Raw genomic sequence first — 18664 nt, 5'->3', positions numbered from 1 at the left:
GCCTCACTTCGTCCACTCGCCAAGATACTGCGGCATCATCTTGCGCCAAGTCACCCAGTCGTGGTGCCAGTCCCTGCCCCAGGGATCCACGCGGTTCGGGATGCCCATGCGGCCCAGAGTGCTGGCCATGGCCCAGGACTCGCCGATGTCCTCCGCCTTGCCCTCGCCCGACGGCATCAGGATGAAGCGGGTCCGGAGCACGTCCAGGTGCCGGCCGGCCAGCGTGGGCACGAAGTGGATGGGCGACGAGACCCAGAACTCGTCCGTGAACTCGTCGGGGCGGGCGTCGTAGAAGCGGCGGATGTCGTAGGTGCCGCTCATGGCGATGGCGCGGGTGAACAGGTGCGGGAAGCGGCACACCATCGCCACCGAGTGCAGCGCGCCGATGGAGGCGCCGGCGGCCCAGACCTCGATCTCCGGGCTCTTGCAGTCCTTGCGGATGGCCGGCACGACCTCCGTCTTGATGTAGTAGTGGAACTGGTTCTGGAGCCACATCTGGTGGCGGGCCGAGCCCTCGCGACCGAGCAGCGCCTGACCCGCCACGCTGTCGCAGGAGTAGATCTTGATCTTGCCCGCGTCGATCAACGGCCGGAGCACGTCGATCATGTGGAAGCGCTCGATCTCTTCGGCGTCGCCGCCGGCGGTCGGGAAGAGCAGCACGGGCTGACCGAAGGTGCCCCAGCGCGCCAGGGTGACCTCGCGCTCCACACAGGGCGAGCGCCAGCGTTCGACGGCCTTCACTTCGCCGCCTCCTCGTCCTGGCGCCACTTCTGCACGCGCTGCCAGAACAGCTCCGTGAACTGCTCGACCTCGTGGGCGGGGTAGAGCGCCGCGGTCTTCTTGCGGAACGCCTCCTTGGCGGCGGGCGTGCCGAAGAACTCCCAGGCCACGGCGTCCAGGTGCGACAGGTGCTTGGCGCAGAACTCCTCGAAGCGCGCGGTCTCGAAGCGCTCGGAGGCGATGCGCGCGTAGGCGCGGAGCTTGTCCCGGTAGGGCATGTCCGCTTCGGCGGCGATGGCGTAGAACGGCGCCCAGTCGAGGTTCATGCGGAACGGCCGCTTGGTCACCGCGCAGAACACGCTCCAGCGGATCTTCGATTTGACCAGCCAGGGGAAGTGGTAGTGCAGGCTGGTCACCTGCGAGTCCGGGCACGGGTTCGCGAAGTCGATGGGGTACCAGACGCCCTCTTTGCTGAGCGACTCGCACGAGTTGAAGTCCCAGCCGAAGAACGCGTTGATGGTCAGGGTGATGTCCCGGAGGATGCTCGCGTCCTCCGCCGACAGGAACTTCGACTCCGGGTCCATCGTGTAGCGATCGTGCAGCGGCACGCTCGGGTCGTAACGCACGATGCGGGTCTGAGGTCCGAGCCCCACGCAGCGCACGAAGCGGTCGAAGGGCTCGACGGCCTTCTGGAGGTGCATCACCAGCTTGCCGCTCTCCTCGTAGCGGGCGCGCAGCGTGGCCTCGTCCGGGATGCGGCTCACGCTCTTCCAGCCGCCGCCGTCGTACGGCTTCATGAACATGGGGTAGCCGAGCGCTTGGCCGACCTTGCCCAAGTCGAAGAGCTTGGCGTAGCTCTGCAAGGTCGGCTTCAGGTCGGGCAGCGGCTCGTAGCTCTTCGGCGGGACCATCCACGTGTCGGGGATGGGCATGCCCAGGTGCATCATGGCGCAGTACGTCGTCTGCTTCTCCATGGACTGCACGGCCCAGGGGTTGTTGAGCACGTACAGGCCGTCCATGAGGATGGCCTTCTTGATCCACTCGCGGCTCGTGTAATACCAGTGCGTCAGCCGATCGAGCACGACGTCGTAGCGGCACGGCTGGCGGAGGTCGTAGGGCTCGATGGTCACGCGATCGACCGCGACCCCCACCGTGTCGCCCTGCCAGTCGATGGCCAAGTCGAGCTTCTTGACGATCTCCTCGTAACAGATGGGCCAGCAGATGTCGGCGCCGAGAGAGAGGCCGATGTTGCGGGTGACTTGGGCCATGGGCGGGCCCCTCCCTATGCCCAAAACCGGCGCGGCGCCACGGGAAAACGCGGCGGATTCAGCCCAGAGCCTCGCGCCGGGCTTTCGCGAGCAGGTCTTCGACCCCCAGGCGTCGCGACCACGCGTCCAGGTAGCTCTGGTCGAGGTCGTCGGCGTGCGCGCGGAGGACGCCCTGAACGTCCCGCCACTGGCGCTCGGAGACCTCGCCACCGGCCTGGTACCAGGCGAGCTTGCGCAGCACCGTGTCTTCGGGGCTCTTCACGTAGAGGCTCGCGCCGCTGCGTACTTCGACCCGCCGGCGACGCGAAAACTCCGACTCGTCGAAGTCCCCATGAGCGTTCCCGAAGAAATCCACCTTCAGCACCCACGGCAGATAGAAGACACTGGCGCATGTGCCGTGCAGCAGGGCATCTCGCAGCATCGCTTCGTCGACCTCGAAGTCAGGTCCAAGTGCGGCGGCCAGCGCCGCCACTCTCCCGACGGGAAGGTCGATGACGAAGTCGATCTCGTTCGTGGAGCGCGGTTCACCGTCCAGCGAGCTCGCCAAACTTCCGCCGACGAAGTAGGTGCCGCCCGCCGCCTCCACCGCGGCAGCGACGCGGAGCGCCACCGAGATGGCATCATCGTGAGGCGTCGCGCTCACCGTCCGCTCTCGCCACCGAACAGCCGAGTGGCCACCTCTCGGCCGTACAGACGCTCGGCGAGCTTGGCCCGAAGCTGCCGTTCCGTCAGGTTCGGGGAGCGCTCGCGGATCCCGGCAAGCGCGAGCTCGCGGGCCGCGTTCGTGAGCGCCGAGGCCATCTCGAGCCGCTCGGCCGCGGACCTCTGCCGGAGCAGCTCGTAGTAGCGGGCCTCAGCCTTCGGGTTGGTGTCGCGCACGCAGTCGGACTCTACCGCCCCTGACAGCGATGTCACGCCGCGGGGGACATGGTTCGACGTGCCGGGATCGCAATCGCTTCAGATCTCGGTGACCTGCCTCGTGCGCGAGATCGAGGCACGCGAATTGCTGGCGACGCTTCGGGCTTTCTTCATCTGCGCCAGCGGGAGCGCACGGAGGGATCATGGCTCGATCTCACGCTTGGGGCGCGCGCGCGAAGGTGTGCGCGGCTGTGGGTTTCGTGGTGATGGGCGGCTGCGGGAGCGCCGACATGGGCGGAGGAAGTGGCCCGCCCGATCCGGGGGTGCCGACCTCGCCGCCGACGACGCCCGCACCGACGGGCAGCAAGTGGAAGGGCATCGAGGTGACCGGCGACTGCGGGCGCAGCACGCTCGCGTGGGTGCTGGTGGACGAGATGTGCGCGGACACCGACGACCCGGGCTACCTCGACGCGCTCCGCTCGCCGATGTTCCGCGACGGCACCCTGATCGACGACACGCTCTACGTGGTGGACGCGACCCGGCTCTGGGTGCTCGACGTGAAGCAAGTCGAGCCCAAGCGGCTGGGTGTCGTGGCGGGGCTCGGCCACCCGGTCGCCATCGCGAACCACGGCGGGAGGCTGGTCATCGCGAGCGGCGAGGCGGGCCTGGTGATGCTCGAGCCCAAGCTCCCCGGCGTGCCGGCGCCGTTCGCCGCCTTGCCCTTGCCGGGGCCGGCGCTCGACGTGTTCATCGAAGGTGACCGCGCGGTCGTGGCAATGGGCAAGGCCGGCCTGGCCGTGATCGATCTCGCGCCGACGTTGGCGGTCCCCGCGGGGGCGCCGAAACTGCTAACCGTGGTGCCGACGCCGGGCTTCGCGGTGGGCGTAGCGACCCGGACCTCGCAGGCGTTCGTGGCGGCCTGCGACACCTTCGCCGTGGTTCACCTCCAAACCGGCGAGCTCGTCGGCCAGAGCTGGCTCGACGCCTACGACGAGGCCGAGATCCTGACCGCACCGGCTCGCGACGTCGCGCTCCTGGGCGACACGGCGTTCGTCGCGGCGGGCCGCCACGGCGTGGTCGAGCTGGACGTCTCGAAGCCGGCGGCCCCCGAGCTCCGGGGCGAGTGCACCGAGCCGTTCGATCTCTCCTTCTACGTCAGCGGCGTGCGAGTGCAGGGCAATCGGCTGTTCGCCGCAGCCGGCGAGTGGGGCGTGCGCGCCCTCGACGTCGCGACCGCGCCCACCTGCGCGAAGTGGCTCTGGCCAGTGATGCCGGCGACGCCGAGCGGAGACGATGCGTGCAGCACCAAGCCGCCGTGGCAGCTTCTGCCCTGGCACGATCTCTGGACGCCGCCTCCGCCCTCGAAGGATCCCGTGCAGACGCTCCCGGCGGGCGACGTCGTGTACGCGTTCGGCGACGCGCGGCGCATCGGCACCCGCGCCGTGGACGTGCGCGCGAGCAGCGATCTGCTCCAGCTCGGGCGCTACGACGAGCCGCGGCTGGTCGTCGATCTGGCCGCGGGCGGCGGGCGGGTGATCGCGGTCGGCGAAGGCGGCGGCGTGTTCAGCGCGAGCCCGAGCGGGCAGCTCGCGCTGGAGAGCGAGCCCGAGAAGGTGAAGGACGGCATCTCCGCCGTCATGCTCGCGGACGGGCGCTGGGCCTTCTCCACCGAGACGGAGCTCCGGGTCGAGCTCGCCGCCCCGAAATTCGTGGCCGCGAAGCTCTTCGCCCACGGCCTGTCCGCCCGCGACTCCGACGTCGTGATCGCTCTGCCGCAGGGAGTGCGCTTCGTCGATCCCGCGGGCGTCGAGACAACTCTGCCGGCGCCCCGGCCCGCGGAGCTGCCGCCGGCGGTCGTCGCCAAGGGCGACGGCGTGTTCCTGGCAGCGCCCGAGTGGGAGCGCGCGCTGCGCATCGGCCCCGCCGGCAAGGCCGAGGATCTGCCGCCGAACGGCGTGTTCGGTGCCGCGGAGATCTTCGACGCCAACCTGTGGCGCGAAGGCCTACCGCGACGCTTGCTCGCGGACTCCGCGCACGGCGTGGTGGAGATCGCCTCGCTCGGTGCCCGCGCGGGGCTGACTCTGCACACCGGCACCGCCGACGAGCCCAAGCTCGCGCTGCCGGCGGGCACCTACGTGGACGCGGTGGCGCACGGCGACGCGCTCTTCGTGGTCACGGCCGATCGCGGCGTCTACCAGAGCGCGCTTTTGACGGTCTCGCTCACCAAGACGTCGGCGGTCTTGCTCCACACCGAGTCGTTCACCGGAGTCGCGACCTCCGTCGCCGCCGACGGCACGCGCCTCTACGTGGGCGACGCCGACCGCGGGATCCTGATCTACTCCACGGCGGAGCTGCCGCCGAAGCTGCTCGGCGTCCACGCCCTGGGGGCCGCGCCATGAGCCGCCCGGCCACCGTCGCCGTGCTCGCCGCGCTGTCGCTGGGTTCCGCGAGCTGCTTCGAGATGGACGTCAGCTACCGAGGGGAGCCCTGGCAGCCCGCCCAGACACCTCCCGCGAACCCGCAGCACGTACCGGTAATCGGCGACATCCAGGTCCCGAAATTCCCGCCCGTCGGCCCGAGCGGCGTGGTGACGGTGAAGGTCTCCGACATCGACGGCGACCTCTCCTCGGTTCACGTGAGCTTCCAGAAGCCGGTGATGCGCAGCGTGTCGGGCTCGCTCGCCACGCTGGAGATCGGCGGCCCAGAGCTGGGCGAGGGCTACGGCGTGCTCACGGTGATGCTCTGGGACGCCACCGGGAAGTCGTCGACGCGTACCGTCTCGAACGTGCTCGTGGACCTCACGCCGCCGAAGATCGTCCTGGGCCAGACCGTCGTGTCGAGCCAAGGTGAGCTCGAGCTCTGGGTCGGCGACGCCTGGATCCTCGGGCAGGTGCGCCTCGAGGTCGGTGGCCAGGTGCTCAGCCACGTATTCGAGCCCGGCTGGCCCGAGACGCTGGGCAAGACCTGGGACTACTCCCTGGTGAAGTTCCCGATGGCGGGCCTACCGGCGCAGAAGGGAGCGGCCAAGCTCGTCGCGACGGACGCCGCCGGCAACACCAAGACCGAGTCGTTCACGCTGGACATCGACGCCACCGCGCCCCTGGTGTCCATCGTCTCACCCGCCGAAGGCGCGGCGCTCGCTGGAGTGGCGACGATCATCATCGAGTCGAGCGACGCGGGCGGCGGCCCGGTGTGGGTCGACGTCTCGCTCGGTGGCACCCCGCTCGGCAGCCTCGGCGGCGGCAAGCAGGTGCTGAGCGTGAACACCGCCGAGCTCCTGCCCGGAGCGCACCCGCTGGTCGTCACGGCCACGGATCAGGCGGGGAACCAGAGCGTGGCGCAGCGGAGCGTCACGGTGGAGTGAGGCGGCGTCAGGCCGGCTTGACCAAGACGCCGTGCGCCTCATACAGGCGTGCCCTCACCTCGGCTGTCATCTGCTCCTCGAGCTCGGCTCGGTTCTCGAACAGGCTCCACGCCTCGCGCTCCAAGTCTTCGCCCTCCGGGCCCGGCGCGGCCATCAGTCGATCGGCACGAGGAGCTCGTCGATGCAGTCGAGCACTGCGGCGTCTTCCGGACGATCGCAATACAGATCGAGGGAGCCCGCGCTGCGGACGAAGCGGTACAGGTCGCGCCCCGAAGGCTTCACCTCCTCGATCGACACCAGCGCGAGCTCCTCGCCGGCGGAGAGGCCGCGAAACGGCGTGAGCAGGCGGAAGCGTCGCCCGGGCACGAGATCCCACAGCGTGAGCGTCGCCGCTGCTGCGACGACGGCGACGACGACTTCGGCGACGTCGTCGTCGAGCACGAAGCGTCGGGGCCCGTCGGAGCTGCCGGGGGTCAACACTTCGAGCTGACCTCCGGCGTCGCGCACGTAGGCCAACGGGCGACGGTGCGCGCCCTGCTCGAGCGCGATCACGGTGTCGAGCGCGCCTCGCGTGACGTGCCAGGTGCGCGCCCCTCCAAAGGCCGTGTCGAGGGCCTCCGCCAACCTGCGGGCCGCTGCGGCGTGGTCGACCACCGCCACGCGCCGGTCACCCGCGCTCCGCGATCAGCTTCGCGAGCCCGTCGACGTCGCGCGCGAATTCCGTTCGCTCCTTCGCGCTGACGAAGCCCTCGGCCTTGCGCGCGAGCTTCGCCGCCGCGCGGAGCTTCGGCGCGTCCTCGGGCGTGGCGAGGGGCAAGAGCGCGTCGCGGAGCTGGTTCAGGTTGACGCGGACCTTACCGGCGTTCGGAATGACCCGGCACACCGCCTCGACCACCAGCGGCGCGCGCGACTTCGCGCCGCGCTGGGCGAGCCCACGCGCCGCCTCGAGCGCGTCGGCGTCCGCACCCTCGGCGAGCACCCTCAGGACGACCTCCTCGGCGCGCTCGTCCGCGATGCGACCGAGGCCCTCGTAGGCGCCAGGCCACGCATCGCCTCGCTCGACGCGCTCGAGCAGGAAGTCGAGCCGCCGCGGGTGATCGGTGAGCGCGACGATGTGCCGGAGCGACAGCGCGAGGTCCGGGTGAGCATCGAGCATGGAGCTCGCGAGCTCGAACCATCCGGGATCGAGCGCCCCGCCGCGTCGCGCGAAGAGATACGCCTCCTCGAGCGCGCGGGCCGCGATCGGACGCGGGCCCTTCCCGTCTCGGAAGTCGGCGACGTGCGGTCCGAGCGTCGCGAGAGCTCGCGCAGCGGGCCCCGTCCGAAACATCGCCTCGACGCCTTGACGAAGCGGGCTCCCGGGGTTGTCCGGCGCGCCCGCGGCGCGCCAGGCGTCGAGCCAGGCCCTCGGGGAGGCCCACGCGCGATCGTCGTCGAACGCGAAGAACGCGAAGAGCACCGCGTGATACAGCTCGCCGTCCCCCGCGGCGGCGGCGACGTCGTTCAGCGCCACGAGCGCGTCGAGGACGGCGGCGGGATCGCCACCCGTGAGCGGGTCGAGGTGCTCGGCGGCGGGCGTGCCGGGCTTCGCGCGAACGAGGCGCACGACCCGGTCGAGCTCGGCGGACGGTGTCGTCATGAGGGGACTCTATCCTCGATCGCGGAGGCCTGCACCGCGGTCGCCCCTTCGCTCAGTTCAAGATCTCCGAGCGCGCCTCGGACAAAGCGGCGGTCTGCGACACCAGCTCGTGTGTGACGAGTTGAACGCGCTCGCGCACGTCGAGGGTCTCCAGCGCTCGCTGGCGCGCGTCGGCGTCGATCACCAAGTGCTGCGCGCAGGCGTCGGCGAGCTCTGCGGGCGTGGCCGCCGGCGGCAGGTGGAACGAGAAACGCTGCTCGCGCTTCCTGACCTCGTGGGCGAACGCCGTGGCCGTCTGCGCCAGGGCCGAGAAGTCGGCCGAAGAGACCTCGGTCGGCACGTCGTGGAGCAGCTTCGCCCGGGCGCGACGGTAGGGCGCCTCGAAGGGCAGCTCCTCGAGCGACACCCGCGCCTTGCCCACGAGCAAGATGTTCGAGCGGCCGTCCGGCAGCGCCTGGTGCTCGACGACGAACCCGGCGCCCGCGACGGGCGCGATGGGCGGGTGCCCGTGGCGATCGACCGGGTGCGGGCTGGGCACCAGGACCACGGCCATCGTCCGGTGCGACCCGAGGCAGTCCGCGAGCATTTTCCGATAGCGGGGCTCGAAGACGTGGAGCGGGAGCTTGGCGCCGGGGAAGAGCACCACCTGCTGCAACGGAAAGAGCGGGAGCTCGGCGAGCGCGACCTCGAAGCTCGGGGGGGTCTCTGCTTCGGGCCGAGTCACGAGGCCTAGCGTCGCACGAGGCCTTCGGGGCTGCCAGCCCGTGAGGCGATTCGACTACTCGTACACGAAGAGCAACGGCCCCGGGAACAGCCAGGAGAGGCCCTCGCGCAGGCGGTCGCGCCAGTTCTCCCAGTTGTGGCCGTCGCGGGCCTCGACGAAGCGCACGTCCATGCCGGTGCCCTGGAGCATGGGCACCAGCGAGCGGTTCTCGTAGATCAAGGACTCGTACATGCCGCAGCTGACGAACACGCGCTCGGACATGGCGACGGGACGGGCGCGCAGCTTGTTCATGAAGGCGACCACCGGATCGAAGAGGGGGCCGCGGTGGTTGCGGTCGCCGATGTCGGTGAAGGCGAAGGAGCCGGACTGGAGCAGCAAGCGTCCGAAGTAGCCGGGGCGCCGCCAGGCGGTCGAGAGCGCCGCCACGGCACCGAAGCTCGCGCCCATCAGGCAGCGTGCCTGGGGCCGGGCGTCCACCGGCAGCGCGCGCTCGAGCTGCGGCACCAGCTCGTCGGTGAGGAAGCGCGCGTGACGCTCGTCGTTCGCGTATTCGACCAGGCGATCCGGCGAGCTGGTCATGGCCACGATCATGTCCGGGATCTCGAGGCGGTGGGTCAGGTTGTCGAGGATGGTGCCCAGGGCCGCGTAGCGCAGGTAGTCGTGGCCGTCGTGGACCACGAGCAGCGGATAGCGGCGCGTGCGACGGAAGCGGGCCGGCAGGTAGATCTCGACGCTGCGTCGGCCGCCGAACACCTTGCTGTCCAGGACCAGCTCGTCGATCTTGCCGGGCTTCGACTCCTTGTCGGGGTGGATCCAGCTCGGGATGGAGTAACCCTCGCCGTGCGCCACCGAGTTCGCGCCGAAGGGATCCCGCGCGCGGTTCGGGTTGAGGCGATCCTCCATCCACTCGCCGCGCCCACCGCGCACGACCTCGAGCTTGTATTCGACGCGGGAGCCCGGCGGCAGCTCCAGCGTGAGGAACCAGACGTCGGTGCCCTCGATGCGCGTGAGCTGCTGCGACGACGGCAGGCCGAACACCCAGTGCTTGAGGTGAATGGCCTCCGCGTCTCCGCGGTACACGAAGGTGATGGTCGAGCCCTCGACGATTGGGAAGCTGCGTCCTTCGAAGAAGGCGGCGACGTCCTCCGGGGTGCGCGGGCCCGCCTGAAGCTCCTCGATGGCCTTCTTGCGGCTCATCCGGTCCAGCCTTCCTCGACCTGCCCGTCGGCGCACAGGCGATGGCAGAACCCTCCGCGCACGTGCCCGTGCTCGGCGTAGACGCGGGCGCCGCGATCCATGGCCAGACAGCTGGCCGGAGCGATGCGCTGCACGAAGCGCGCGATGCCCGCCCGGTCGTCCAGGCGGATGCGGTGGCTGGGATCGGGCAGCACGACCAGGTCGCGCACCAAGCCGAAGCCCCAGTCGAGCACCTCCGCGATGCCGGTGCCGTGGGGCGGGAAGTCGTGGAACAGGTAGATGCGCTCGGTGAGCACCATGGCGCCGGCGGCCGCGGCGAACCAGCGCTGGGTCTTGGTCAGGCCAACCACGTCGAACAGCTTCATGCGGTTCAGGAGCGAGACGACGTGACCACCCATCACCACGATCGCCTCGGAGTCGTCGATGATGGCGTGGAGCTCGTGGCGGTGCTTGGCCACCGCCGGTCGCTCGTTCGGGGCCCACTTCTGCACGAACTGGTCGTGGGAGGCCTGGCAGCGCTCCAGGTGATCGCCGTCGAGCTGCTTCAGCGCCTCGACCGACTCGTGCTGCTCCTCCGCCAGGAGCTCGGGATCGACGTGGCGCACCGAGATGGCGTGAGCGGCCTCGAAGGCGTGGTCCAGCCGGATGCGGTAGAAGTCGTTGACCGCCTTGAGCCGCGCCTGTCGCGCCTTGGCGGCCTGGGACAGCTCCTTGTCCGCCGCGAAGACCTTCTCCGAGCGCGCGTGGAGCTTCAGGTTCACGGCCTTCACGCCGAGCGTCGCGATCAGCGTCGCGTCCTCGCGCTCGCGCTCCTGCCAGCCCGCGGTGATCAGCGCCACCTGGCCCTTGACGCCCAAGTCGGAGAGCGCCGCGCCGACGTCCGGCTGCGGCTGCTGCGGGCCGAGGAGGACGACGGCAGGTACCGTCAGTGGGCCCACACTTTCACGGTCTGACCGACCACGTCCAGCATGCGCCGGAGCTCGTCGTAGTTCTCGTGTTTCATCCGGATCCAGGCGTTGGCCATGTAGCCCGCCTCGACCGGCTGGGTGGGTGTACCGATGGGCGGCGTGTGTGCGTCGATGATGTACTGCCCGAACGACTTGCCGACGGCCTCGAGCCCGTCGTAGCCGCTGATGCGTCCGTCCTGGCTGGGACGCAGGGCGATGATGCCGGCGGAGAGCCGTCGCGACGCGCGCTGGCTGGGCCGGCCGGCGCAGACGGCCATGGCCCACTCGCGATACAGGTCCATGTCGTTGCCGACGTTGTAGAGATCCCAGGCGCGCACGCCCGGCGGGCGGCAGCCGATCTCGGAGAACTTCAGGCCCTTGGGGCCGGCGAACCACTCCATGTGGGTCGCCGAGGTCTCGATGCCGAGCAGCTTCACCACCTTGCGCCCGAGCAGCTTCACCTCGTCGTAGCCGGGTGCGCTGTCGATGCGGTTGGTGGCGACGAACTGCGGCGAGATCCAGCGCTTGCGCATGGCCTCGAGCACGTTCGGGTAGTAGTGCGTGGCGAACTCGTGCACCACCTCGCCCTTGATGCTGATGGTGTCGTAGAAGCCCTCGTGGCCCTCGATGAACTCCTCCACCGCGATGGAGCGGCCGGGGTGGCCCAGCCCGAACGAGCCGAGCACCTTGCCGAGATCGGCCAGGCTGTCGGCGCGCACCGCGCCGGAGGCGCCGGCGCCGTCCCGCGGCTTCAAGATGACCGGGAAGCCGACGCGCTCCACGAACGCCCGCACCTCCTCCGCGGTGGACGCGCCGGTGGACTGGGCGCAGGGGATCCCGCCCTCCCGCAGCACCTCCTTCATGGCCGGCTTGTCGCGGCACAAGAAGGCCGTGCGCACGCTGGTGCCGGGGATCCCGGCGGCCTCCCTCACTTTGGCGGTCGGCATGATGTGGGCCTCCACCACGGCCTCCAGCCGATCGACGTGGGCGCGGCCCTGGATGAAGCGCAGGGCGCGGAGCACGGCGCCCTCGTCGCAGACGTTCTTGACCTCCTCGTAGTGCAGGAGCCAGCGCTTGAGCTCGTCGTCGAGGGAGTCTTTGCTGCCTTCGCCGATGGCGGTGACCTTCGCGCCCACTTCGGCGAGCGCGCGGACGAAGAGCTTCTGGTTGGCGGGGAAGCGCGGCTCGATGAAGACGACGTGCATGAGGGTTCCTGTCTCAGTTCCGCAGCAGGCGCTCGTAGAGCAGCTCGTACTGCTTGGCCTGCACGGCCCAGGAGAAGTTCTGAGCCATGCCATTTAGCATGATCTTCCGCCAGACCGAGGGGTCGCGATAGAGCTTCAGCGCCGTCTCGAGGGCCCAGGTCAGCCCCTGCGCGTCGTGCTGTTCGAACGGGAAGCCGGTGCCGCGACCCGTCTTCGGGTTGAAGAGCTGCACGGTGTCGGCGAGCCCTCCGGTCTTGTGCACGATGGGCACGGTGCCGTAGCGCAGGCTGTAGAGCTGGTTCAGGCCGCAGGGCTCGTAGCGCGACGGCATCACGAACATGTCGGCGCCGGCCTCGATCAGGTGCGCCAGCTCGTTGCTGTAGCCGCGGTAGAAGCAGACCTGGCGCGGGAACGTCCGCTGGAGCGCGGCGTACATCTCCTCCAGCTGGTGCTCGCCGCTGCCGAGCAGCACGAACTGGAAGCGGTGGCGGCGGAGCGCGCGACCGAGCACGCCGGCGAGCAGGTCGAGGCCCTTCTGCCCCACCATGCGGCTGACGGCGCCGACCACCGGCGTTCCGGGCAGGTACTCGAGCCCGAGCTTGCCGAGCAGCACGGCTTTGTTCTTCTCCTTGCCGGAGAGATCCGTGGCGCCGTAAGGGTGCGGAATGAACGGATCGTGCTCCGGGCTCCACTCCTCGTAGTCCACGCCGTTCAAGATCCCGACCACGGTGGAGGCACGCGTGCGCAAGAACGGGTCGAGGCCAGCGCCGTGGTCGGGGCCCTGGATCTCGCGCGAATAGCTCGGGCTCACGGTCGTGATGCCGTCGGCGTAGAGCACGCCGTGCAGGAGGAAGTTGAGGCGGCCTTCCTTCAAGTAGTCCTGGTGGAAGAGGTGCGCCGCACGGGCGAGGCCGGTCTCCGGCAGCACGCTGGCCGGGAAATAGCCCTGGTAGTGCAGGTTGTGGATGGTGAGCAGCGAGCGCGCGCGCCGGAGCACGGGATCACGGGCGTACAACGTCTTCAGCGCCAAAGGCACGAGCGCCGTCTGCCAGTCGTGGCAGTGAACGACGTCCGGCGAAAAGCCCAAGCGACGGCAGGCCTCGAGGGCGCCGTAGGAGAGCACCAGGAAGCGCAGGTGCTCGTCGGCGTCCGCGGTGTAGATGGAGGAACGCGCGAAGAGCTCCGGCGAGTGGACGAAGTGGATCTCCAGGTCGCTGCCCGGTAGGAGCGCGCTGGCGATGCCGACGCCGAAGCGCCGGCCGCCGAGCTGGATCTGCACCGGCCCGAGCACCGGGCGCAGCCGGTACTTCTTCCGATCGATCTGCGCGTAGGCCGGCAGGAAGACGCGCACGTCGTGCCCGAGCCGCTGCATCTGCCGCGGCAACGCGCCAAGCACGTCTGCGAGCCCCCCCGTCTTGGCGAACGGCGCCACTTCTGGCGCGATATAGAGGAGCCGCACGGGAGCGGGATGATGCCACAGATTCAGCCGGCGTGCGGGCCGCTCACGACGGGCCGGCGCACGGACCGCTCACGACGGGCCGCCGCCCGTGCCGCCGCTCGAAGCGCCGCCGGTGCCGCCGCTGCCGCCGCTCCCCGCCGGCGAGGTGACCGTGACGGCGCGGAAATACACGAAGCCGCCCACGGCCTTCACCCGCCACTCGCAGTCGTCGCTGGCCGCGACGCCGTGCGCTGGCGACGGCAGGTTGTTGAAGCCCGGCAGCCCGGTAGAGGCCGCGCCGAGGTCGAACGCCGGCAGATCCGTCTTGCACACGCTGAAGACGCCCTGCCCCACGCCCGCTTCGCTGGTCGAGGCCAACTGAACGTTGATGCCGGTGATACCCTTGAAGCGCCCCCAAACCGAGCTCCCCGCCTCGATGCGAGTGACCTGCTCGTCGCAGCCACCGGAGCAGCTCGCGCCGCCCTCGTCCGCCGGCAGCGCGGTCTGGTCCTTGTGCTTCAGCATCACGAACGAGACCTGACCGTCCCATTCCACGTAGTCCTTCTCGTGATCGTAGGTGCGCCCGGAGTGCAGGTAGTACGGCTTCGTGGTGCCTCCGCCCACGCCGGTCGTGCCACCGCCGGAGGAGGCGCCGCCGGACGAGCTGCCACCCTGAGCCGCGCCCCCGCTGCCCCAGGTCGTGCCGGCCACGCCCGCCACGCCGCCCGCCGCGGTGCCGCCGCTGCCCTCGTCGGGCACGCCCGCGTCGGAGGTGCCCCCGCACCCGACCGAGCAAACCACGCAGAACAGCAGCAGCAACGACCCGCGCACCATGGGGCCAGTGTACCCCGCGCCGCCGCCGACCGCACTGACCCGAGCGGCCAAAGCGTTGGCCGCGGGCGCCCGTCCCGCGCTAGAGCAGGGCTCATGCAGCGCGTGCTCTTCTACTTCGACTACGCGAGCCCCTGGGCCTACCTCGCGAACGAGCTCCTGCCGGCGAGGCTCTCGGGGATCGACGTCGCGTTTTGCCCGGTCTACCTGCGCGGGCTCGAGACCTTCGCCCAGGGCATGCCCTACACGGCGGCGAAGCTCCAGTACATCGCCCGCGATCTGGTGCGCTGCACGGAGCACGAGGGCGTGCGCTTCACCCCGCCGCCGGTCTTCCCCATCAACGGCCTCTACGCGCTACGCGCGGCGCTCCTGGCCGAACGCGACGGCGTCCTCGCCCGGCTCCACTCCGCGCTGTTCCGCGCCGCCTGGGCGGAGGCGCGAGACGTCTCCAACAAGGCGGTCGTCGCCGAGCTGGCTCGGGAGGTCGGCCTCGCCCAGGTGGCCGAGGCGCTCGACGACCCTTGGGCCAAGACCGAGCTCAAGACCCGCACCGAGGCCGCCGCCGCCCGGGGCGTGTTCGGGGTGCCGACCTTCGCCGCCGGCGACGAGCTGTTCTGGGGTCACGACCGGATAGAGTACGTCCGGCGCTTCGCGTCACAGCCGGAGTAGCTCGCCCAACCCGAGCCGGTCCATCCACGGGAACGGCAGCCGCACCTTCGAGTCGATGTGCTCGGTGCTCTTCGGCTCGAGCATCACGGTGATGGTCGAGAACATCACCAGCTCCGCCAGGAGCTTCAGCTTGCCGCGCAGGCGCTCGAGCTCGATGGTCACGCGCTCGAGCTGGCGCTGCACCGCCAGCGACTCCTCGACGGTCTTGGCCTTCTCCAGCAGCTCTTCCAGTCGCTTCTTCACCACCTCCAGGTTCTTCATGCGGGTCTGCATGTCGAAGTAGAGATCGGTGACGTCCTCGATGCTCACGTTGCGGTGCGTGAGCTCGCCGAGCTTCACCAGCTCGTCGAGGGAGGCGTCGAACTTGGCGCTGGGCACGCGCACGGTGATGCGGTTGTCCTGGCGCACGACCAGGTAGCCGCCCATCTCCTTCGCGAGCTTCTCCACCGCGTCGATGGCCTTCGGCACCTCCTGCACGCGCAGCCGGATGTCCGCGGTGTAGACCAGCATCTGGGAGGCGACCGCCGCCTTCTGGGCACCACTCGCCACCGGCGCTCCGCTCGGGCTCTCGGCCTTGTCGCGGTTGTCCCTCGCTGCGAGATCGGGCTGCCTGGCTGGCGCCGCCTTCGCCGCGGGCATCGGCGCCTGCGCCGGCGGCGGTGCACCGCCGGTGCTGCCCGCGGAGGCACGCCCCGCCACCATCGCGCCTTCGGGCGCCGGACCCGGCTCGGGAGGCGCTGGTGGCGCTTCGTCCGCCTCCATCATCTCGCCTTCGCTGACGGTCTGGACGGAGTCCGCCATCGGCGCCCCGGGATAGGCGGCCCCTCCGCTGCTGGCGGCGTCGCCGCTCTTCGCCGCTCCGCAGCCCACCACCGCGATCAGCAGGACCAACCAGGAGAGCAGTTGCTTCATGGCGGGAGGAGGGTACCACTCAATACGGCGGCAACGCCCGCCGCCCCGCCATTCCGAGCACCACGACGAGGAACGCCAGGTTTCGGAGCGGGATCAGCGGCCAGGAGAGCCGCAGCGGCGGGCCGCGCGTAGCCAGGCGCTCGGCGAGCGCGCGCATCCACTCGACGGAGCGCGGCCGCTCGCGGAGCCCGCCGAGCCACTCCTCGGGGATCCCGCTCGGTCCGGTGTTGGCACCCACGAGCGCTCCGACGATGGCCGCGGTGGTGTCGGTATCGCCGCCGAGCCGCACGGTGTCCTCGATCGCGTCGCGAAACGAGAGCGGATGCCGGAGCCACGCGGCCACGGCGATCGGGACGGTGTGACCGACGAAGCCGGTGACGCCGCACCCTTGCCCCAGGCGCTCGGCGTAGTCCTCGAGGGGCTCATCCGTCGCCGCCGCCTCGAGCGCGCGCCCGAGGGCGTCGTCGCGCACCTCATGGAGCAGCAGCTCGACGACCTCCTCTGCCGGGCGCGGCGGACCGAGAGCGAGCGCCGCGCCCGCGGCCACCACTTGGGCGCCCTCTTCGGCGCGCGGATCCACGTGCGTGATCCGGGTCGAGGCGCGCACCAAGGCACGCCTGAGCTCGGCGTCGCCCGCGGCCCACACGCCGATCAGCGGCGCGCGCATCGCCGCGCCGTTGCCCGCCGAGCGCACGCCGCTGTTCCCGGGATGAAACCCCAGCCAGAGCTTCGCGATGCCGCGCAGCGTGGCGAAGCCGACTGCGGCGGGCAGCGCCGCCAGCCACCAGCGCAGGCGCCAGGCGAGCGCGCGCGCGAAGCGGTCCGGGTCGTCGCCGGCCTCGAGCAACGCCTGACCGACGAGACAGGCGTGCTCGGTGTCGTCGGAGACGAGGCCGATGCGGTGAGTGAGCGGCCGGTGTCTCAGGAAGCGCCGCACGCGTGCGCGAGTCATCCCCTCGAACGGCAGGCCGAGGGCGTCACCGGCGGCGGTTCCGAGCAGAGCTCCAGCGAAGGCTTGGGTCATGGCCAAGCGACTTTGCACGCGCCGTTCCAGCGAGAATCGCCCGAACAATCGCGGCGACGCTGCCAGCCTGGCGGGCGCGGCAGCCGGCGATTGCCAGTTCGACAGCCGCCTTGCATCCCAGCGCACGGCGCGAGCATGCTCGGGCTTCTCTGGAGGATGGCCATGAAGCGAACGACGATCGGAGCGGGCATGCTGATCACGGTGGTGCTCCTGGCGTGCAAGCAGGAAGCGAAGAAAGAGGAGATCGCGCCTCCGCCGCCGACGGTCACCGCGGCCGCTGCTCCGACCCCGGAGGCGACCCCGACGCCAGCGCCGGCGGAGTCCGCCCCGCCCTCGGGCGGCAGCGAGTCCAAGACCGGCATCCCGACCAGCGGTACCTCCAAGCCGCCGACGGTCGCGGAGTGGGGCGCCGTCGGAGAAATCACCGTGCGCCACAGCACACCCCTGAACTGCGAGACCAAGCTCGTCCGCGAGTGGCTGCGCGTGTCCTGTCGGACCAGCGACAATTCGGCGAATCAGATCCAGACCGTGAAGCTCACTCGCGGCAACGACTCCGGTGGCATCCCGCCCTTCATGAAGAAGGGCGTGGCCAGCATCGTCACGCGGGTGAGGCCCGGCATCGACGCCGACTGGACCTTCGAGTGGACCCAGTGGGGCAAGCGGGTGCTGACGGTGAAGTGGCCGCACGGCGCGCCGGCGCCGACTTACGAGTTCGATCAGACCGCGCCGAAGTGAGCGAAGCGCCGCGCGCTCAAGAACCCGATCGGCTCGCGGGTCATCCCGTCGAGCGCGAGATCCGCGACGGCGCGCCCGATGGCCGACGCGAACTTGAAGCCGTGCCCGCTGAAGCCCGCCGCGACGACCAGGCGCGGCTCCTCCGGGTGGCGATCGACGATGAAATGCTCGTCGGGCGTCATCGTGTACATGCAGACGTGATGGCGGAGCACGCGGGAGTGCGCTTTCGGCAGGTGTCGGGCGGCGAATTCCTGCACTGGGCGCGCGTCCTCGGGGCGAAGCTCGCGATCGAGCTCCGCCGGGCTCGGGACACGCTCTCCCAGCATGTGCCGGGCGACTTTGAGCGCGCCGGGCTCCAGCGACGGGAAGCCGTAGAAGAAACCCGCCGGCGTGTCGAACCCGAAGGCTGGCGTCCCCGAGTCGAGGCGGTAGGCGTCGGGCTCGCACGCGAGCCAGAGCAGCACTTGGCGCTGCACCGCCAGTCGAGCGCCGAGACCGCCGAGCAGCGGGGCCGACCAGGGGCCGGCAGCGAGCACCACGCTCGCCGCCGCGAAGCTGCCGCGCTCCGTCTCGACGCGTACGCCCCCTCCGTCGCTCGTGAGCGACGTCACCCGCAGGTTCGACTCGATGCGCGCGCCGCGCGCGAGCGCCAGACGCGCCGCTACCTCCACGCAACGCTCGACGCGCAAGAAGCCCGCCTCCGGCTCGAACATCGCTTCGGCGTCCGGCATGGCGGACAAGTCCGGGAAGCGGCGCTCGGCCTCGGTGAGAGCGAGCCGCTCGAAGCGGATGCCGTGCGCCGCGCCGTGGGCCTCGGCCCGCTCGAGCAGCCCGCCGCGGGGCGGGCCGAACAGCGCGAGCCCGGTCTGGACGGCCAGCTCCTCGCCGGACTCTCGCTCGAGCTCGCGCCAGAGCGCGAGCGCGCGATCCATCAGCGGCACGTAGTCCGGAGCTTCGAAGTAAGCGCGGCGGTACAGGCGCGTCTCGCCGTGGGAGCTGCCCAGCGCGTGACCGAGCGCGTGCTGCTCGATGCCGAGCACCCGCGCGCCCCGGCGAGCGAGCTCGAGACAGGCGACGGAGCCCATCCCGCCGACTCCGACCACGATGACGTCCCAGCCACCCACGGCTGAATC

General features: G+C 70.6%; 20 protein-coding genes. 4 read left to right on the top strand and 16 right to left on the bottom strand.

What is annotated here, in order from left to right; translation table 11 throughout:
• Positions 1-3: 3 nt before the first annotated feature.
• The 4 genes from HS104_38815 to HS104_38800 are packed head-to-tail and all read right to left on the bottom strand — an operon-like array spanning position 4 to position 2867.
• Positions 4-741 carry a hypothetical protein gene (locus HS104_38815; protein MBE7485913.1) on the bottom strand — a complete coding sequence of 246 codons (738 nt, stop codon included), beginning with the start codon at positions 739-741 and terminating at the stop codon, positions 4-6.
• The gene (locus tag HS104_38810) at positions 738-1988 is read right to left on the bottom strand and encodes a hypothetical protein (protein MBE7485912.1); all 1251 of its coding nucleotides are present in this window, start codon (positions 1986-1988) and stop codon (positions 738-740) included. Before HS104_38810 ends, HS104_38815 begins: the two co-directional genes overlap by 4 nt.
• Before the next feature lie 58 nt (positions 1989-2046).
• Positions 2047-2631, bottom strand: coding sequence for a hypothetical protein (locus tag HS104_38805; protein ID MBE7485911.1), 585 nt, complete (start codon positions 2629-2631; stop codon positions 2047-2049).
• A complete protein-coding gene (locus HS104_38800) occupies positions 2628-2867 on the bottom strand; it encodes a hypothetical protein (GenBank protein ID MBE7485910.1) in 240 nt (79 codons plus the stop codon). Before HS104_38800 ends, HS104_38805 begins: the two co-directional genes overlap by 4 nt.
• Positions 2868-3049: 182 nt before the next feature.
• Between HS104_38800 and HS104_38795 the strand changes: the two genes are divergently transcribed.
• Both HS104_38795 and HS104_38790 read left to right on the top strand, forming a co-directional pair.
• Entirely contained in the window at positions 3050-5245 is a 2196-nt protein-coding gene (locus HS104_38795; protein ID MBE7485909.1) for a hypothetical protein, read from the top strand.
• Positions 5242-6210, top strand: coding sequence for a hypothetical protein (locus HS104_38790; protein MBE7485908.1), 969 nt, complete (start codon positions 5242-5244; stop codon positions 6208-6210). Before HS104_38795 ends, HS104_38790 begins: the two co-directional genes overlap by 4 nt.
• Before the next feature lie 7 nt (positions 6211-6217).
• Here HS104_38790 and HS104_38785 read toward each other — a convergent pair whose 3' ends face one another.
• From HS104_38785 to HS104_38745, 9 genes are all read right to left on the bottom strand, one after another.
• Positions 6218-6364 carry a hypothetical protein gene (locus tag HS104_38785; GenBank protein ID MBE7485907.1) on the bottom strand — a complete coding sequence of 49 codons (147 nt, stop codon included), beginning with the start codon at positions 6362-6364 and terminating at the stop codon, positions 6218-6220.
• On the bottom strand, positions 6364-6870 hold the full coding sequence (locus HS104_38780; protein ID MBE7485906.1) for a hypothetical protein: 507 nt from the start codon (positions 6868-6870) through the stop codon (positions 6364-6366). The genes HS104_38785 and HS104_38780 overlap by 1 nt, the downstream gene beginning before the upstream one ends.
• A gap of 7 nt (positions 6871-6877) precedes the next feature.
• Positions 6878-7849, bottom strand: a complete 972-nt coding sequence (locus HS104_38775; protein MBE7485905.1) for a hypothetical protein — start codon at positions 7847-7849, stop codon at positions 6878-6880.
• A 52-nt stretch (positions 7850-7901) separates the two neighbouring features.
• Positions 7902-8573, bottom strand: coding sequence for an LON peptidase substrate-binding domain-containing protein (locus HS104_38770; GenBank protein ID MBE7485904.1), 672 nt, complete (start codon positions 8571-8573; stop codon positions 7902-7904).
• A gap of 54 nt (positions 8574-8627) precedes the next feature.
• Positions 8628-9770: an enterochelin esterase gene (locus HS104_38765; GenBank protein ID MBE7485903.1), complete on the bottom strand. Its 1143-nt coding sequence runs from the start codon at positions 9768-9770 to the stop codon at positions 8628-8630.
• On the bottom strand, positions 9767-10708 hold the full coding sequence (locus tag HS104_38760) for a hypothetical protein (protein ID MBE7485902.1): 942 nt from the start codon (positions 10706-10708) through the stop codon (positions 9767-9769). The genes HS104_38765 and HS104_38760 overlap by 4 nt, the downstream gene beginning before the upstream one ends.
• The gene (locus tag HS104_38755; protein ID MBE7485901.1) at positions 10696-11922 is read right to left on the bottom strand and encodes an ATPase; all 1227 of its coding nucleotides are present in this window, start codon (positions 11920-11922) and stop codon (positions 10696-10698) included. Before HS104_38755 ends, HS104_38760 begins: the two co-directional genes overlap by 13 nt.
• A 13-nt stretch (positions 11923-11935) precedes the next feature.
• On the bottom strand, positions 11936-13381 hold the full coding sequence (locus HS104_38750; protein ID MBE7485900.1) for a glycogen synthase: 1446 nt from the start codon (positions 13379-13381) through the stop codon (positions 11936-11938).
• Positions 13382-13450: 69 nt separating this feature from the next.
• Entirely contained in the window at positions 13451-14194 is a 744-nt protein-coding gene (locus HS104_38745) for a hypothetical protein (protein MBE7485899.1), read from the bottom strand.
• Between the two features lie 93 nt (positions 14195-14287).
• On the opposite strand from HS104_38745, the gene HS104_38740 reads away from it, so the two are divergent.
• On the top strand, positions 14288-14860 hold the full coding sequence (locus HS104_38740) for a 2-hydroxychromene-2-carboxylate isomerase (protein ID MBE7485898.1): 573 nt from the start codon (positions 14288-14290) through the stop codon (positions 14858-14860).
• On the opposite strand, the gene HS104_38735 is transcribed toward HS104_38740, so the two are convergent.
• Together HS104_38735 and HS104_38730 are read right to left on the bottom strand one after the other, a co-directional pair.
• Complete coding sequence (locus tag HS104_38735) at positions 14846-15772, bottom strand: DUF4349 domain-containing protein (protein ID MBE7485897.1); 927 nt, start codon at positions 15770-15772, stop codon at positions 14846-14848. The two genes, HS104_38740 and HS104_38735, sit on opposite strands and share 15 nt — an antisense overlap.
• 19 nt (positions 15773-15791) lie before the next feature.
• Positions 15792-16796: an ADP-ribosylglycohydrolase family protein gene (locus tag HS104_38730; GenBank protein ID MBE7485896.1), complete on the bottom strand. Its 1005-nt coding sequence runs from the start codon at positions 16794-16796 to the stop codon at positions 15792-15794.
• A 162-nt stretch (positions 16797-16958) separates the two neighbouring features.
• Between HS104_38730 and HS104_38725 the strand changes: the two genes are divergently transcribed.
• The gene (locus HS104_38725) at positions 16959-17531 is read left to right on the top strand and encodes a hypothetical protein (protein ID MBE7485895.1); all 573 of its coding nucleotides are present in this window, start codon (positions 16959-16961) and stop codon (positions 17529-17531) included.
• On the opposite strand, the gene solA is transcribed toward HS104_38725, so the two are convergent.
• Complete coding sequence (solA, locus tag HS104_38720; GenBank protein MBE7485894.1) at positions 17513-18655, bottom strand: N-methyl-L-tryptophan oxidase; 1143 nt, start codon at positions 18653-18655, stop codon at positions 17513-17515. The genes HS104_38725 and solA overlap by 19 nt on opposite strands.
• Positions 18656-18664: the final 9 nt, after the last annotated feature.

The organism is Polyangiaceae bacterium (assembly GCA_015075635.1).
In the GTDB taxonomy this organism is placed as follows: domain Bacteria; phylum Myxococcota_A; class Polyangia; order Polyangiales; family Polyangiaceae; genus JADJKB01.
The sequence above is the reverse complement of the archived record's forward strand: the minus strand, read 5'-3'. Positions and strand labels throughout refer to the sequence as shown.